Here is a 16273-nt window from a genome sequence, read left to right as displayed (position 1 = left end):
GCTCCTGATCGGCCGGTTTCGGTTCCGTCGGCCGCGACCCGTCGTCGATCGGGACTCTCCGGTATGCGACTATTTACTAACACCGTGTCTGTGCTGAGACGTAATCGGTCAAACAGACAATGAATAGAGGTCAGACTCGGAGCGGCCCGCTCCCCGTCGGGACCCGCCGACGGCCCGCTGACGGACTCGAGACGCGCCCGCGAGCCGACGATCGCCCGTCCGCCGGCCGCGAGCGGACCGCGGAGGTGAACGGCGAATGAAGGTGGTGTCGGTCGTCGGTGCCAGACCGCAGTTCGTCAAGGCTGCGGCCGTCTCGCGACGGCTTCGGGACGCCCACGACGAACGCCTCGTCCACACCGGCCAGCACTACGATCCCGAACTCTCCGCGGTGTTTTTCGACGAACTCGCCCTCCCCGAGCCGGCGTACCACCTCGGCGTCGGGTCGGCCCCCCACGCGACGCAGACCGCGGAGATGATGACGGCACTCGAGGGAGTCGTCGAAGACGAATCACCCGACGTCGTCCTCGTCTACGGCGACACGAACTCGACGCTGGCGGGCGCACTCGTGGCCGCCAAGTCGTCGGCGACGCTCGCACACGTCGAGGCCGGACTGCGCTCACATGACCGGTCGATGCCCGAGGAGGTCAACCGCCGACTGACCGACCACGCCGCCGACCTCCTGTTCGCGCCCGGCCCGGACGCAAAGCGAACCCTCGAGCGGGAGGGAATCACCGAGGGCGTCTCCGTACCGGGGGACGTGATGTACGACACGCTGCTGGCGATCCGCGATCGCCTCGAGACGCTGGGCGGCGACGAGCCGTCGGTTCCCGACGAGTACGTCCTCGCGACGGTCCACCGGGCGAAAAACACCGATGACCCCGATCGTCTCGAGGCGATCGTCGACGGGTTGACGCGACTCGAGCGACCGGTCGTGTTCCCGGCCCACCCCCGGACCGTCGACGCGCTCCACGACTACGGCCTCTGGGAGCGACTGACCGCGGCCGTTCGCGTCGTCGATCCCGTCGGCTACGCCCGGTTCATCGGGCTGGTCGAAGGCGCGACCTGCGTCGCGACCGACTCGGGCGGCGTCCAGAAGGAGGCGTTCTACCTGGACACGCCGTGTGTCACCCTCCGGGATCGGACGGAGTGGACGGCGACGGTCGACGCCGGCTGGAACGACCTCGTCGGGGCGAACGCCGACCGGATCGTCGACGCCGTCCGGGCCGCCGAGAACCCGCCCGCCAAGCCCGACCTCTACGGGAACGGCAACGCAGCGGCGCGAATCGTCACGACGCTCGAGCGACACGTCGACGATGGCTGAGACACCCACTCGAGGGCGAGCCGAGACGGAGGTAGCGACCGACGACGACCGCTCGTCGGACGTGGTCTTCGACCGGGTAGCTGACCTCCCGCGGGCGCGGGTCGATCCTCCCGGCGACGCCTCGTTCGCCCTCTGTCTGACCCACGACGTCGACCGGCCGTTCAAGGGGATCCGGTCGCTGTACTATGCCCTCCAGGAGCGACCGACACATCACCTCCGGACCGCTGTCTCCGGGGACAACCCCTACTGGCAGTTCGAGGAGATCATGGCCCTCGAGGACGAGTTAGGGGTACGCTCGGCGTTTTACTTCCTGAACGAACAGCACCTGCTGGCCGACCGGCCGGCCCGGGAGTGGCTCTCGCCGGCCAACTGGGTCCAGCACCTCGGCCGCTACGACGTGACCGGCGACGGGATCGCCGGCGTCATCCGTGACCTCGATTCGGGCGGCTGGGAGGTCGGCCTCCATGGCTCCTATCACTCCGCGGACGAGCCCAAGCGGCTGCGCGAGGAGAAAGCGACCCTCGAGGACGTTCTCGATGGTCCCATCGCCGGCGGTCGCCAACACTACCTGCGGCTGTCGGTCCCCGAGACGTGGCGCTACCACCGGGCGATCGGCCTCGAGTACGACGCGAGCCTCGGCTCGAGTACCGAGTGTGGGTTTCACGCGGGCTACGACCCGATCCGGCCGTTCGGCGACGACTTTCTCGTCTTTCCGTTGACGATCATGGAGCAGGCGCTTCCGGATCCCGACAGCCAGCCCTGTGGGGCCCGTCAAACCTGCGAGCAGCTGTTGACGGAGGCGGCGGAAAACGGGGCTGTCATGACCGTTCTCTGGCATCCTCGCTATTTCAGCGACCGGGAGTTTCCCGGCTACCGGACGCTGTATCGCTGGCTGATCGAGCGAGCGCGGGAGTTGGGGGCCTGGATCGGCCCGCCGCGGGCGCTGCAGGCGGCGCTCGAGGGCGACTCCGACGGATCGCATCGCGCCGAAACCGACCCCGCCGAATTTCGATTCACACAGGTAAAATCATGAGTTTACGACTCCCCACGGGCGCGGCAGCGGTCGTCGTCACCGCGCTACTGCTCGTCGGCAGCGTCGGCGGCGTCGCCGGCCAGTCCGGCTCGCCGATCGCACAGGCGGACACGCAGCAGGCCGACGGCTACGTCGTCGAACAGGGCTCGTTCTGTCAGCCGATCGAGCCGCTGTCCTCGGGCGAATCGGTCGAATCGTTCTACGAGTATCGCAGCCACGAGACCCATCCGGAAGGAACTGACCGCTTCTACAGCTCCTACGGGACGACCCACCTCCAGCGGGACAACACGTCCGCCCTGTTCCTCCACGAGGGCCCCGAGGGGCTGAGTCTCGTGACCGTCCACGGCCGCCTCGATAGCGAGACGCCCGGTGGACTGGTCACCTACGAGATCGCCGGCCTGCCCGCCGAGAGCGAGTGGGTCGTCCAGGACGACAACTACACGGCCGAAACGCGGATGGACGAGTTCGACCGCGGCGACGGCTGGACGTCCGCATCCTGGATCTTTCAGGAGGGGCGGACCGACGGCGGCGCGATCCGGGGCGGGCTCGACGGCCAGTTCGCCGTGACTATCCGGCCGGGCTTCAACGAGGACTCGGCGTTCGCCGACCGGCGCAGCGAACTGTATGACCCCGACTTCGACGGCGACGGCGAGATCGAACAGTGGGACGTCCTCTCCGGCGCGGCCGGCGACGGCAACCGGCGGACGGAACTGCCCTCCCTCGAGGAGCCGGTGACGATCCGGACCGGCACCTGCGACGATCCGTCGGTCACGTACGAGCGAACCGACGGCGGAATCACCGCGAGGGTGACCGACGCCGCGCCCGAGGATCGCGTCTTCCTGCAGCCGACCCGCGGGACCGACGACGGCGTCCGGTTCGACGGCGTCGAGCTGACCGGCCTCGAGAGCGAGGCCTCGATCGGCTTCGAGAGCCGGTTCTCCGAACTCTCCGGGAGCGGCCCCGACGGCGTCGAGGCGCTGTCGTATCTAACCATCACGAACGAGTCGGGCGCCGCCGACGCCTCCGGGACGGTTGCCGTTACCGTCCAGAAGGACCGACTCGAGGAGTTGGGCCTCGAGCCGGAGGATATCGTCCTCTACGAGCAGACCGCTGACGGGTGGACTGAGGCCGACACCACGGTCCTCGCGGAGTCCGACGGTGCGTACCGGCTCGAGGCGGACGTAACCGCGCCTTCGGCCGTCGCGGTCGCGCCGGCACCCGGCAGTGGGTCGGATTCGCTCGGCCTGCTCGGACTCGGGGCGGGCCTCGCCGCGGGGGCAGTCATCGGCCTTGGCTGGCTGGCGACGACCAGACTGCGCGACCGATAGCGGCGGCATCCGCGGCCGCGGAAGACCGGTTTCCAAGACGGTGTACGCGCTGATCGCGATGGCGTCGCGAGATCAGGGGAGCATGACGTTCAGCGGCTACTCTCCTCTCGATGGAGTCCCGCGTACCACCCGTCCGTCGAGTCAGAAATCGAGCTGAAGGTTGTACTGCATACAGCGGACACCGCGGGAAGGGACACGTCATTCCAGAGTTAGCCGGGTCAGGGTGAATCAGAATAACAGTACCCTTTTGCCATCCCTTTTGCAAGTTCGACTAATGACGGAGCAGGGCTCGTCGGAGACTGAAGATAGAAAAGACGATCATATCCGGATCGTGCAGGAGCGAGACGTCGAAACCACGGGAACGGGCTTCGAAGACGTACACCTCGTCCACGACGCGCTGCCGGAACTCGATTACGACGCGATTGACCCCGCCATCGAATTTCTGGGACACGAGTTGTCGGCCCCGATCTTCATCGAGAGCATGACTGGCGGGCACCGCAACACCACGGCCATCAATCGGGCACTGGCCCGTGCTGCCAGCGAGACGGGCATCGCTATGGGGCTTGGAAGCCAGCGGGCTGGCCTCGAACTCGACGACGACGGCGTCCTCGAGTCGTATACCGTCGTCCGCGACGTCGCACCCGACGCGTTCATCTACGGGAATCTCGGTGCCGCACAGCTTCGAGAGTACGACATCGAAACCGTCGAGCGCGCAGTGGCGATGATCGAGGCGGACGCGCTCGCGGTCCACCTGAACTTCCTCCAAGAAGCCGTCCAACCCGAAGGCGACGTCGACGGGCGGGACTGTCTGGCTGCGATCGAACGCGTCGCCGCGGATCTCTCGGTTCCGATCATCGTCAAAGAGACCGGCAACGGGATTTCCGGGGAGACTGCCCGAAAGCTGTCAGCGGCAGGTGTACACGCGATCGATGTCGCCGGCAAAGGCGGTACGACGTGGTCCGGGATCGAAGCCTACCGTGCGGCTACCGCGAACGAACCACGCCAGCAACGGATCGGGACCCTGTTCCGTGACTGGGGCATCCCGACCGCTGCAAGTACGCTCGAGTGTGTCGCCGAACACGACTGCGTGATCGCGAGTGGCGGTGTACGGACGGGGTTAGACGTGGCCAAAGCGATCGCGGTAGGTGCCCGTGCCGGCGGGCTGGCGAAACCGTTCCTGAAACCGGCCACGAACGGCCCGGACGCCGTTATCGAGCGCGTCGAGGACCTGATCGCCGAGTTACGGACGGCGATGTTCGTGACCGGTTCGGGGTCGATCGACGCGCTTCAACGAACGGAATACGTGTTACAGGGCGAAACGCGAGAATACGTCGAACAACGAACCAGTAGCGAGAAGCAATTGTATTCGTGACCACGAGCAAACGATGCAACGACCATCGATGAAATCCCGGTATGCCGTATTGGCTCGGGAAGCACCATGAGTATCGGAACGCTCCTGCTCGCACTGGTAGTCGGTAGTCTGGTCGGATACTACACCGCTCTGCACCGGATTCAGGAGATCGGTGATGCCATTATCTTCAGCGGTCTCGCCGTCTTGCTCGTTTCGATCGGGACACAACTCGGCGGTGACGAGCAGATTCTACAGGATTTGAATACGATCGGCGGCTCCGCCCTCGTGTTGTGTCTGGGCAGTATCATCGGAAGTGTCGGCTGTGTCTACCTCCTCATCACGGCCACGTCGATCGGCGATCCGGAATCCGCCTCGGCCGATGGGACCGTCACTCGGCCAGACACACCGTCGGAACTAGACGCTGGTGGCTTCGATTGGAAGGTCACGGGCCTCATCGTCGTCTCGCTTACCGTCGGGCTCGGACTCTCGGCCGTCGGGCTTCCGGAACACGTCATCACACGTATCGTCTCGATCTCCGATTACGCGCTCCTGGCGCTGCTGTTCGGCGTCGGTATTACAGTTGGCGGCGATACCGAGGCCGTGAGTCATATCGTCCGGATTGGCTGGGGCGTCCTCCTGATTCCGGTGGCCGTGGCCGTCGGGAGTATTCTCGGTGGCGTGTTGCTCGGGGCGGTTATCGGCATGCCAGTCACCCACGCCGCAGCGGTCGCAGCAGGGTTCGGATGGTACAGTTACGCGGGTGTCGTCGTCTTCGATCTCGGCGGGGTTGAACTGGGGACGATCGCGTTTCTCGCGAATCTCTTTCGGGAGATCGTTACCTTCCTGGTGCTACCAGCCGTCGCCAAGTATCTCGGTGGGGTAACGAGTATCGCACCAGGTGGCGCAACGACGATGGACGTCACGCTCCCGTTGATTCAGCGTGTTTCGGGTGAGCGGTTCGTGATTCCAGCGCTCATCAACGGGCTCGTCCTGTCGGTCGCTGCGACCGTTCTCGTCCCGGCCATTCTGGGGATCTAGACGCCGTTACATCGAGGGTCAGTCGCTGCCGACGCCGACGGGTGCGTTCGGATCGTCGGTCGCCGGCTGGTCGAACTGCCGGACGGTATCGATGTCGTCGACGCGACCGCGGGCCGTCGCGACGTCGACGAGCAGGTCCGTGAGGTTGATCGTCTCGGCTAGGTAATCGTGGCGACGCCGTTGCCACGCCTCGTCGACGCCCTCGTCGCGAAGGACCGCCGTTGCCCGATCGCGGAGGGCGTCGAAACGGGCGACGTTGTGGATCAGCCCTCGGTTCTCGAGCGCGACGAAGTTGCCCATGTCGGCGTCGCCGACGAAGGAGTTCGACCGGATCGCCGGCGTGCCGAGCAGGGCGGCCTCGGTGACCATCGTCTGGGTGTCGGCGACCAGCAGCGTCGCCTCGGCGAGCGCGTCGTGCATCAGGGCGGGATGGAGGTCGAACGACCGTGCCGGCAGGCCCGTAAGGTCGACGTCGTTCCCCTCGTCGGAGACGAGGACCGTCGCGTCGTCGCTCAGTCGCTCGACGAGGCGGCGACACTGCTCGCTCGAGATGCCGTCCTTGCCGACGTCGTGCTGGGAGCCGAAGGCGTTGAGCCGGAGGAGGACGTACGGCTCCGCCTCGCCGACGCCGAGTCGGTCGCGGACCGAGGGGTTCGGTTCGTAGACCTCGGGATGGAGGTACGCACACTCCTTGAGCCCCGGGAACACGTAGTGATCCTCCCCGAGGTCCTTGCGGAAGGTGTTCGGCGTGAGGATCGCCCGTGCGAACGGCGTCGAGACAGTGTGGTCGAACGACGCCGGCTCGGAGTCGATGAGCAATACCGTCGGCGTCCGGAGCAGGGCCCCCGTGTGAGCCGCGTAGCCCCCCATCCCGAAGACGAGATCGGGATCGAACCGTCTGGCCCGCCGGATCGCCCGGAGGTAATGGGCCGGCAGCCGGCTCAGCAGCGACCCCTTCGACGTATCACAGTAGCCGTAGACGTCGTAGGGCAGGTCGTACCACTCGAGCAGGTCGAGTGTACAGGTGTAGTCCCGCGCGAGGACGAGGACGTCGTGGCCCCGCTCGCGCAACGTCGCGACGGCGTGTTTGTACAGGTGCACGTGTGCTGGCGTATTCGTAAAGAACAGGTATCTCATGTCACGGACCACCCGGATCCATATCCGTACGTGGGACCGTCACTGCAATTGTTATCTCGCTCATACCAGTTTCACCGGGAGCGTTCACCGAACCGATCGATCGCCGGCACGGCCGCTCGAAAGGGTAGCCGCCGTATAATAATGGCCTGCCGGCGGGAGGGCGGAGACAGATGCAGTCCGAGTACATTCCGCGGATCGGCGTCCGGCGACTCTCGAGTACCGTCTCCTCCCGGTCCGCCGACCCAGCGGGCGATTCGACGGGGGAAAACAGATCGGGGACGGCCGCTCGAGCGCTCGAGCGATACGGGCCCGTCCTCGAGTCGACGCTCGCGTACGCCCGGGAGCGGGACTACGTCGGGCCGGATTACGGCGACGGGATGAGCAGCGAACTCCTGCAGGCGCTGCCGGTCGAGAACAGGTGGCTCAACCTCGCCGTTCAGGAGACCGTCAAACGGACGCCGGTCGACGTCAGGCCGCTGTTTCGCGTCGAACTCCGGCGCAACTTCAAGGGCGGCGGCCTGTTCGCGATGGCGAACCTGAACTACCACGACCTCGGAGCCGAGTGGGACCCGGCGAGCGAGTCGGAGTTCGATCCGCTCGCGGAGACCGAACGGCTCGCCGACTGGCTCGTCGCCGAGCGATGCGAGGGGTACAGCGGGTTCTGCGGGGGGCACCGTCACGAGATCCAGCATCTCCACACGAAAGGCGAGCCGAGCGATCCCGACATCGTCTCGACCGCCTACGCGGTGAAGGCGCTGTTGGGCGCCGCCCGACTGGACGAGCGATACGCGGAGGTCGCCCGGACCGCGCGCGACTTCCTCGTCGAGGACCTGAACTACCGGGAGGTCCCCGAGGGCGCGAAGATCGACTACCACATGAACCACCCGGACGACTCCTACACCCTCAACTCCGCGGCGCTGGGCGCGGGCATGCTCGTCGACCTCTACGAGTACTTCGGCGACGAGGACGACCGCGAGCGAGCGACGAAGATCCTCGATCACGTCGTCGCCAACCAGACCGACCGCGGCGGGTGGCCCTACCGGCTGCCGGCCTCGGCCTCCCACCTCTCAATGGACAGCCACCACAACGGCTTCATCATCGAGTGTCTCCAGCGCTATCGAGACGTCGTCGACGAGGACCGGTACGCCGACGCGCTGGAGACGGCCCTCGAGTTCTACCGGACCGAGCTGTTCGACGTAGACGGCGCGCCGAACTTCGACGAGGAGAACGCCTATCCCCGGGACATTCACGCCAGCACGCAGGGGATCCTGGTGTTCACCCGCGAGGGCGAACTGGGCGTCGCCGAGCGGATCCTTCGGTGGGTCCTCGCGAACCTCCAGCCCGAACAGGGGCGGTTCTACTACCGGAAGTATCGCCACCACACGAAACGGGTGACGCTGATGCGCTGGTGTCAGGGGTGGATGTCCTACGCGCTCTCGGAGTTCCTGCTTGCGAGCGCGAACCGGGCCGACCCCGATCGGGTGCCAGAGCATCGGGGGGCGGCCGATCCATCGGTGGTCGGCGACCGATGAGTCGGTCCGACTCGTCGACCCGTCCGGAGCGCTCGAGGGAACCGCCCGTGACGAAATCCGGGTCGGCGACGGAATCCGAGACGTCCGGCGATGCGAACGCGGTCGACGACCGCCGGGTCCTCGTCGTGACGGGGCTGTCACACAAGAACGAGCGCCACTACGGACCGCTCGCCGATGTCGCCGGAGAGACGACGATGGTCTGTCTCGATCCGACCGGCGACCTCGAGTCCGCACGGACCGTTCGCGTCCCCGAGATCGGCCCGCGGATCGTCCGCGTTTTCCTCCTCTTTTTCCTCGCGCTGTACGAGGGGTATCGCAACGACTACGACGGGGTCGCATCGATCTCGCTCGTTCCCTACGGCTGCTATGCACTCGCGCTGAAAGCGATCTACGGCTACCCCGCCCACCTCGGGATCATCGGGATCGATCTCGATCATCACGCCGAGCAGTGGTACGGTGCCGTCCCGCAGTGGCTGTTCAGGCGATTCGACGCGGTGTCGGTCCCCGGCTCTTCACACGCCGAGCGGCTCGTCCGGTTCGGCGTCCCGCCCGACCGGATCGAACGCCTGACGAACGCGATCGACGTCGACACCTACCGGCCGCCGGAGCGGGCGGTCGAGAGCGACTACGAGTTCGTCTGGGTCGGCCGGTTCAGCGCCGAGAAGGATCCGCTGCGGTTCGTCGACGCCGTCGCCGAACTCGAGGCCGCCGACCGGGAGTTCCGGGCGGTCATGGTCGGCGACGGCCCCCTCCGGTCGGTCGTCGTCGAGGAACTCGACGCCCGCGGACTGTCGGACCGGGTCGACTGCCCCGGCTGGGTGGACGAGCCGCTCGAGTACTACCGCCGATCGGCGGCGTTCGTCCTGACCTCCGAGCGGGACGCCTTGCCGCTGGTCATGCTTGAGGCGATGGCGACCGGCCTGCCCGCGATCGTCCCGCCGGTGGGGTCGATCCCGGACGTCGTGACCGACGGCGAGAACGGGATCGTCGTCGCCGATCGCGAGCCCGCGACCGTCGCCGCGGCGATGGAGCGCTGTCTGGACGAGCCGGCGTTCCGGCGCTCGCTTGGAGCCGCCGCGACGGCGGTCCGGGACGATGTCTCGCTCGAGCGGGCGAGCGAGGACTGGCGGCGGATCCTGGCGACCCTCGAGCGGTGAGCCGGGTGCCGGTTGCGACTCGTCGCTTGAACGGCTGCCGGCGACCGGAAGGACCTCGATTACCGCCGGTAGCGACGCGATAACAAAGCGAATACTCACCGCAGGGAGACCTACATGGATATCGAACGGCTGACCCTCGAGGAGTGGGGCAACGCCTTGCCGGCGACGGGCTACGAGGTGTTTCACGAGCCGGACGCGCTGGGCGTCCTCGACGACCATACCGACGCGGAGCTACAGCTGTACGGCGCGTTCAAAGGCCAGCAGCCGGTCGGCCTGTTGCCGGTGTTCGTCGGCGACCGCTCGATCGGCCGGACGGTCCTCTCGCCGCCGGTCTCGTTCAGCGTGCCGCGGCTGGGCCCGATCCTGGATCCGGCCAGCCCGAAGCGACACAAGCGCGAACGGATCAACCGGGAGCTGACGGCCGGCGTGATCGACGCCGTCGGCGTCGGCGATCGGACGACGCTCTTCCGGATGCGGTGTCCGATCGAGTACGTCGATCCCCGTCCTTACGAGTGGAACGACTTCTCGCTCGAGCCGAAGTTCACCTACGTCCTCGACTGCGAGGGCGAGACGATCGAGAGCCTCATGAAAGGCTTCAGCAAGAGCCTGCGCCGGGAGATGCGCAAGAAAGACGAGCTGGATCTCTCGATCGAGCGGGAGGGAATCGAGTCGGCACTGCGGGTCTACGAGGACGTGGTCGAACAGTATCGGACCCACGACGATCCGCCGCCGATCTCCCGCCCGTTTCTTCGCGATCTCCTCACGTCCCTGGACGACGAGCTGTGGCGGGTCTACGTCGCCCGGTCGCCCGACGGCGAGTACCAAAGCGGCGTCGTGACCCTCTACTCGCCCGACCTCGCGTACTTCTGGCAGGGCGGGGTGACGGCCACCTACGAGGGTGTCAGCGTCAACAGCCTCCTCCATCGGGCCATTCTCGAGGACATTTGTTCCGATCCGACCCTTGAGTCAGTGACTGGCTACGACCTCGTCGGTGCGAACACCGAGCGGCTCTGTGAGTATAAGGCCAAGTTCAACGGCGACCTGCGCCAGTACTACGTCGTCGAGTCGTCGGGCCTCGAGATGTCGTTGGCCAAATCGGCGTACCAGACGTTTTCCAGCGCGTTGAAGTAACGGGAAAAGCCGGCGGACAGCGAGCCGAACGCGACCGGCCGTAACAGCGTGGGGCGGTCACCGCAGCGAGACGGAAGCGGCTTCGTTTCAGCGAGAAACGACAGCAGCGAGAAGAGCGCCAGCAGCGCGGTTCGACCGCCGGCCGTCTCACTCCATGTACCCGAGTCCACGGAGCCTGTCCTCCACGTCGTCGAAGTCCTCGTCGGCGTCTGCGGCCCCGCTCGAGCCGGCGGTCGCGTCCGGAACGGCCTCGCGGACGGTCGGCTCCGCGTCGGCCGAGAGGACGTCGGTCCTGACCCGGCCGTCGACGTCGTCGGGGATCGGTTCGCCGACGCTGTGGAGGACCGTCGGTGCGACGTCGACGACGGACAGTCCGTCGGCGGACGCGTGCGGGTCGATGTCGGGACCGTGTGCGAAGAACACGCCCTGCTTTCGGTGGTTGGCGGCTTTGTCGTCCGCGGGTTCGAACACGGTATCGGCGAGTCTCGTCTTCTCCTCGTAGCCGTCCCGCCCGACGACGACCAGATCGGGCCCGGCCTCGTCCGACGGGAACACCTCGTCCCCGTCGCGGACCCTCAGCGCCGGCTCGCCGGTGTCCGGATCGGTCACGTTCGAGAACCGCTCACGCAGTTCCGCCTTGATCGACGGCACGTCGGTCGGGGCGACGATCCCCTCCGCGAACCGCTCGGTGTCGTTGATGTAGACGTAGCTCGGGCCGTGTGCGAACGCGACGGTTTCGGTGAAGTCGACGTCGTACAGGCTGTGATCGCCCGGCACCTGCTCCGCGATCCCGTCGACGAGGCGCTTCGGCAGGTGCTTGACGAGCCGCTTGTCGTCGACCCCGAGGCGGTCCAAGGTTCCGTGGAGCGTGGACTTCGTGATCCCGAACCGGGCGAGCGAGTTCCGCGTGGTCCCATCGGTCTGCTCCGTGAGATAGCCGCCCTCCGCCAGCACGGTGTTCAGGTTGACGAACGTCGAGATCGGCCCGAACCCGTGATCGGAGACGACGAACAGGGTGGCGTCCCGCCGATCGGCGTACTCGAGGGCGTCGCCGACGATATCGTCGAGCCGCTTGTAGTGGTCGAGAATGACGTCCTCCTCCCAGATGAGATGCTGGAGCCGGTCCGGGGCCGTGTACACGAAGAAGAACAGCCGCCAGTCGTCGATCGCCATGAGTTCGTCCATCAGCTCCCGGCGCGCGCTCACGAGCGATTCGAGGTCGTCCGTGAACGCCGTCTCGTCGTCGGTGTAGTCGTTCCAGTCCAGCGCGATCCGGTACTCCGGGATCCGGTCATCGATCTCGTCGACGAACCCGGACGGATGCGTGAACCGGTCGCTCATCGACGGCGAGATCATGCCGGAGACCATCGTGCCGTCGATCTCGCTCGCGGGATAGGTCATCGGGACGTTGCCGACGACCGCCGGCGACAGCAGCTCCCACAGCGGCGGCCGCCCCAGACTCGCGCTCGTGTTCATCTCCTGCGTGTAGTCGCGCTCGAGCCGTTTGAAGCCGTAGATCCCGTGTTTGTCCGGCCAGACGCCGGTCGCGATCGAGGGCCACGCCGCCGGCGTCGTCGGCGGGTCCGTACTCTCGAGGGGCGCGCCCACGCCGTCCTCGACGAGCGTCGCGAAGTTCGGCAGTTCGCCGGCCGCGATCCAGTCCGAGATGAGGTCCCACGGCACGCCGTCGATACCCAGAACGAACGCGCGGTCGGTAGTGGTCGAGTCGGTAGTCATGAACCAGTGTCTCGTTCGCGTTGACCCCGGCCCCACCAATTGTTATGGATCGAATTACGAGCGCGACTCGGATTTCGGGGCCGATCGCCCGCCGCCGTCCCCGACAACGCGGTGCCGTCGGGGCGATCAGTTCGGCGATTTCGCGTCCAGGTCCTCGTCGCCCGACGACGGGATCCACCGGCGAAGCATCGGGACCGAGACGCCGGCGGCGTCCTCGAGCAGATCGAGGACGACGACGTCGTTCGACTCGAGGCCCCCGACGAGGCCGGCGACGACGAGCGAGGCGAGCCCGACGCCGACGAGGACCGGCCCGATCGTCACGACCGTGATCGAGAGCCACGGCGAGAGGGCGAACGCGAGCGGGAGCAGGACGGCCGGCAGGGCGACGTAACAGCGCAGCGCCTCCGGGGAGATCGGGGTGATATCGTAGCGGACCGCCAGGACGCTACAGATGACCGTGTGGACGGCGACCAGCGAGGTGACGGACGCGACGGCCGCCCCGACGGCCCCGTACCGTGGAATGAGGGCGACGTTGATCCCGATGTTGAGCAGGAGCCCGACGACGTTGCCGACGGCGATCCACGTCGTCGAACCCAGCGCCGAGAGGGTCTCTCGGTTCCGACCGGCGGCGGCGCTGAGGAAGAAGCCGGTCGCGAGGATCGGCAGGACGCGGGCCGCGTCCGTATACGCGGTCCCGAAGACGAGGTGGATCACGTCCAGCGGAAAGACCACAAGCAGGAGAAACGCCGGGAACGTGACCACGTAGACCCACTTCGTCGTCGTCGCGTAGATCTCGTCGACCGCGTCCCGATCGCCGTCGTCGTCCAACCGAGAGACCAGCGGGAGATAGAGGAACCCGAACGCGGAGAGGACGACGAGTAACCCGCCGGCGATCGGATAGGCGGCGTCGTACATGCCGACTTCGTAGGAGCTTCGAAAGTAGCCCAGCATCAGCGTGTCCGTTCGCGTCAGTAAGATACTGATCACGGTCGAGACCACGAGCGGGGCGGAGAACCTGAGGAGTTCGGGGACGTGCGTCCGGTACCGGCCGCGAAGCGGCATGAGACGGCTCAGAAAGGCGTGAGCGACGACGAGCGTCACGATCGCGCCGCCGAGGTACGCGACGCCCGCCGCGGCGATGCCGACGCCCGAGAGCAACAGGACGGTGAGCAACCCGATTCGCAAGAGCGGATCGAGGAGGTTGCGGGTCAGCGTCCGGTAAATCGTGTTCTCGTGGCCGCGAATCCCCGCCACGGCGATTCGAAAGCACGCGACGAACGGGATCGCGACGGCGAGCAGCCTGACCAACGGCACCGCCGCTTCGGTCTCGAACAGCCCCGAGACGATGGGGTCGGCGAACAGGAACAGGACCGCACTGAGACAGACCGAAGACACCGTTGTGACCAGGAGCCCACTGATCCAGACGCCGCGGCGGTCCTCGACGGCGTCGTACCGCGGAATGTACCGGGAGACGCCCTGCGTACAGCCCACGAGCGCGACGGTCACGCCAACGTTCAATAGTGCCAGTCCGACGCTGATCTCGCCGTACGCGTCGGGCGACAGCAGTCGGCCGATGACGACCCGCTCGGCAAGCGTCGCACCGGACCCGATGATCCCGCCGACCATCACGATCGCCGCACTCGAGAGGAGCGCGGACAGTTCGCGTTCGCGAGCGACCATCAGAGGTAGCCGAGATCCTCGAGCCGTTCGGTGACTCGCTCGTCGTCGATCGATCGGTCGGCCGCCGAATCGCCGTACGGCACGTCTCCGTACTCCGTTCGCGGGGGCTCGTCGACGAGGAGCCCCTCGGGGACGGAGCCGGTCATCACCGCCGGTATCGGTCGGTCGAGCAGCCCCATCACGATCGGGCCGACGTCGGGGAGCGAGAGCCGCTCCGGTGTCGCGTCGGCGAAGCCGGGACCGGCACCGACGAAGACCCCGTCGCGTTTGTGGTTGTGCGTCTCGACGGGCACGAACCGGCGGCCGTAGAGCCCGCTCGAGACGGTGTGGTTCATGTCGGTCGGCAGGAAGCAGACGTCCGGTGCGTTCTCGCGGTAGGGCCCGCCGAACAGCTCCTCCCGGCGGCGGACGAACTCGAACGCCGGCTCGCCGTCGGGCGTCTCGAGCCCTGACAGCAGCTCGATGATCTCGTCGCGAACGCGCTCGTACTCGGCGGGCGGGACGACGCCGTCGGGCTCACGCCCCTCGAGGTTGATCCGGACGCCCATCCGCATCCCGTCGGGGCAGTACGCCTTCGACGCTCGCCAGTCGATGCTCTCGCTCGCGGCGGACCGGGCCCCGTCCGGGACGACTCGGAGCAGCGCCTCCTCGAGTCCGACGCGTTCCGCGGCGGCGTAGACATCGGCCGGTTCGATCCCCACCCGCGAGGCCGCGCGCCGGCCGGCGTGCAGCGTCCGTTCGAGGACGGTCGCGGTCCCCCCGGTCCCGTCCGCGGCGTCGCCTGCGGGACCCTCTTCGGCCCCGATCAGCGACGCCTTCTCGGCTTTCATCGACATCGCCTCGCCCTCGTCGGTCGCCGCGACGAAGCCGTGTTCCCTGAGGATCTCGTTGACGTGGATGCCGTAGCCGGTGACCGGCCCCATCCCATGGTCGGAACAGAGGACGACGTTGACGTCGTCGCCGACGGTCTCGAGGACGTCGCCGGCGAGCCGGTCCGCGGCCACGTAGATCGCCCGATGCCGGTCCGGATCGTCGAAGTTGTGAAACACCGCGTCGGTCTTTTGGACCTGTATCACGGCCAGTTCCCACTCCTCGCGCTCGAGCAGGGCGACGGCGGCCCGACGCCGGTTCTCGACCAGATCCAGATACCCCTCGAACTTCTCGTCGGGATCGTCGCTGAGTTCGCCCCGCGAGTATATCGTGTACTCTTCGCCCATCGCGTCCGCCAGCTCGTCCCGGATCCCCTCGGGGTGGCCCGGCTCGTCCTCCGCGGCGAGATAGCCCGGGATCAACGCCCCGTCGATCGACTCCGCGGGATGGGTGATCGGGACGTTCAGCACGACCGAGCGGCCGCCGTCGCTTGTGACGTAGTTCCACAGCGCCGGCCGACGGACGTCGCTTCGCGACACGAGGGTTCCGTCGTCGGGATAGCCGTCGTAATCAAAGAACCCGTAGACGCCGTGGTGGCTCGGGTCCGTTCCGGTGTACATCGACGGCCACGCGCTGCCGGTCCACGGGGGATGGGTCGAGGCCAACGGTGCCTCGAGCCCTCGATCGCGGAGTCGCCGGAGGTTCGGCAGCGAGGACTCGAACCGATCGAGATAGCGGAAGTCGAGAGCGTCGAACCCGAGGACGACGGTCTTCATCGTGAGTTCCTCCGTCGGCGGGGACGGCGGTCGGTCTCTCGCGGCTCCAGAGGAACGCGAACCGTTCGATTCATCGTTTCGCTCGAGACTACAGTCTCCCTTTGTTATCCCTCGGTTTCTCACCCTAACTGCCGGTTGGACCGGACGCCGCGTTCACCGCGACGCGGCGGTCGGTTCCCGGC

The 16273-nt window shown here is 67.0% G+C and carries 12 protein-coding genes; 8 read left to right on the top strand and 4 right to left on the bottom strand.

Annotated features, from left to right (window positions below; all coding sequences use genetic code 11):
* The first annotated feature begins 256 nt into the window (after positions 1 to 256).
* From wecB to NP511_RS16580, 5 genes are all read left to right on the top strand, one after another.
* On the top strand, positions 257 to 1321 hold the full coding sequence (gene wecB, locus NP511_RS16600) for a non-hydrolyzing UDP-N-acetylglucosamine 2-epimerase (RefSeq protein WP_049966349.1): 1065 nt from the start codon (positions 257 to 259) through the stop codon (positions 1319 to 1321).
* Complete coding sequence (locus NP511_RS16595; RefSeq protein ID WP_049966348.1) at positions 1314 to 2354, top strand: polysaccharide deacetylase family protein; 1041 nt, start codon at positions 1314 to 1316, stop codon at positions 2352 to 2354. The genes wecB and NP511_RS16595 overlap by 8 nt, the downstream gene beginning before the upstream one ends.
* Positions 2351 to 3682 (top strand): hypothetical protein, encoded by a 1332-nt coding sequence (locus NP511_RS16590; protein ID WP_049966347.1) that lies wholly within the window; start codon positions 2351 to 2353, stop codon positions 3680 to 3682. Before NP511_RS16595 ends, NP511_RS16590 begins: the two co-directional genes overlap by 4 nt.
* Positions 3683 to 3956: 274 nt before the next feature.
* Complete coding sequence (gene fni, locus NP511_RS16585) at positions 3957 to 5054, top strand: type 2 isopentenyl-diphosphate Delta-isomerase (protein ID WP_006650360.1); 1098 nt, start codon at positions 3957 to 3959, stop codon at positions 5052 to 5054.
* A 66-nt stretch (positions 5055 to 5120) separates the two neighbouring features.
* The gene (locus NP511_RS16580) at positions 5121 to 6071 is read left to right on the top strand and encodes a LysO family transporter (protein WP_006650359.1); all 951 of its coding nucleotides are present in this window, start codon (positions 5121 to 5123) and stop codon (positions 6069 to 6071) included.
* Between the two features lie 18 nt (positions 6072 to 6089).
* Here the strand turns inward: NP511_RS16580 and NP511_RS16575 are convergent, their stop codons facing one another.
* Positions 6090 to 7208, bottom strand: a complete 1119-nt coding sequence (locus NP511_RS16575) for a DUF354 domain-containing protein (protein WP_049966346.1) — start codon at positions 7206 to 7208, stop codon at positions 6090 to 6092.
* A gap of 170 nt (positions 7209 to 7378) precedes the next feature.
* Here NP511_RS16575 and NP511_RS16570 point away from each other — a divergent pair, with 170 nt between their 5' ends.
* From NP511_RS16570 to NP511_RS16560, 3 genes are all read left to right on the top strand, one after another.
* On the top strand, positions 7379 to 8740 hold the full coding sequence (locus NP511_RS16570) for a prenyltransferase/squalene oxidase repeat-containing protein (RefSeq protein WP_049966344.1): 1362 nt from the start codon (positions 7379 to 7381) through the stop codon (positions 8738 to 8740).
* A gap of 47 nt (positions 8741 to 8787) precedes the next feature.
* The gene (locus NP511_RS16565; RefSeq protein ID WP_371827951.1) at positions 8788 to 9897 is read left to right on the top strand and encodes a glycosyltransferase family 4 protein; all 1110 of its coding nucleotides are present in this window, start codon (positions 8788 to 8790) and stop codon (positions 9895 to 9897) included.
* Between the two features lie 114 nt (positions 9898 to 10011).
* Positions 10012 to 11028, top strand: coding sequence for a GNAT family N-acetyltransferase (locus NP511_RS16560; protein WP_049966341.1), 1017 nt, complete (start codon positions 10012 to 10014; stop codon positions 11026 to 11028).
* Between the two features lie 147 nt (positions 11029 to 11175).
* Here NP511_RS16560 and NP511_RS16555 read toward each other — a convergent pair whose 3' ends face one another.
* From NP511_RS16555 to NP511_RS16545, 3 genes are all read right to left on the bottom strand, one after another.
* Positions 11176 to 12765: an alkaline phosphatase family protein gene (locus NP511_RS16555; protein ID WP_049966340.1), complete on the bottom strand. Its 1590-nt coding sequence runs from the start codon at positions 12763 to 12765 to the stop codon at positions 11176 to 11178.
* A 126-nt stretch (positions 12766 to 12891) separates the two neighbouring features.
* A complete protein-coding gene (locus NP511_RS16550; RefSeq protein WP_049966339.1) occupies positions 12892 to 14445 on the bottom strand; it encodes a flippase in 1554 nt (517 codons plus the stop codon).
* Positions 14445 to 16091: an alkaline phosphatase family protein gene (locus tag NP511_RS16545; RefSeq protein WP_049966338.1), complete on the bottom strand. Its 1647-nt coding sequence runs from the start codon at positions 16089 to 16091 to the stop codon at positions 14445 to 14447. Before NP511_RS16545 ends, NP511_RS16550 begins: the two co-directional genes overlap by 1 nt.
* Positions 16092 to 16273 lie beyond the last annotated feature (182 nt).

Source organism: Natrinema thermotolerans (assembly GCF_031165565.1).
Taxonomy (GTDB): domain Archaea; phylum Halobacteriota; class Halobacteria; order Halobacteriales; family Natrialbaceae; genus Natrinema; species Natrinema thermotolerans.
Note: the sequence above shows the minus strand (reverse complement) of the source record. Positions and strands in the feature narration are given on the sequence as shown.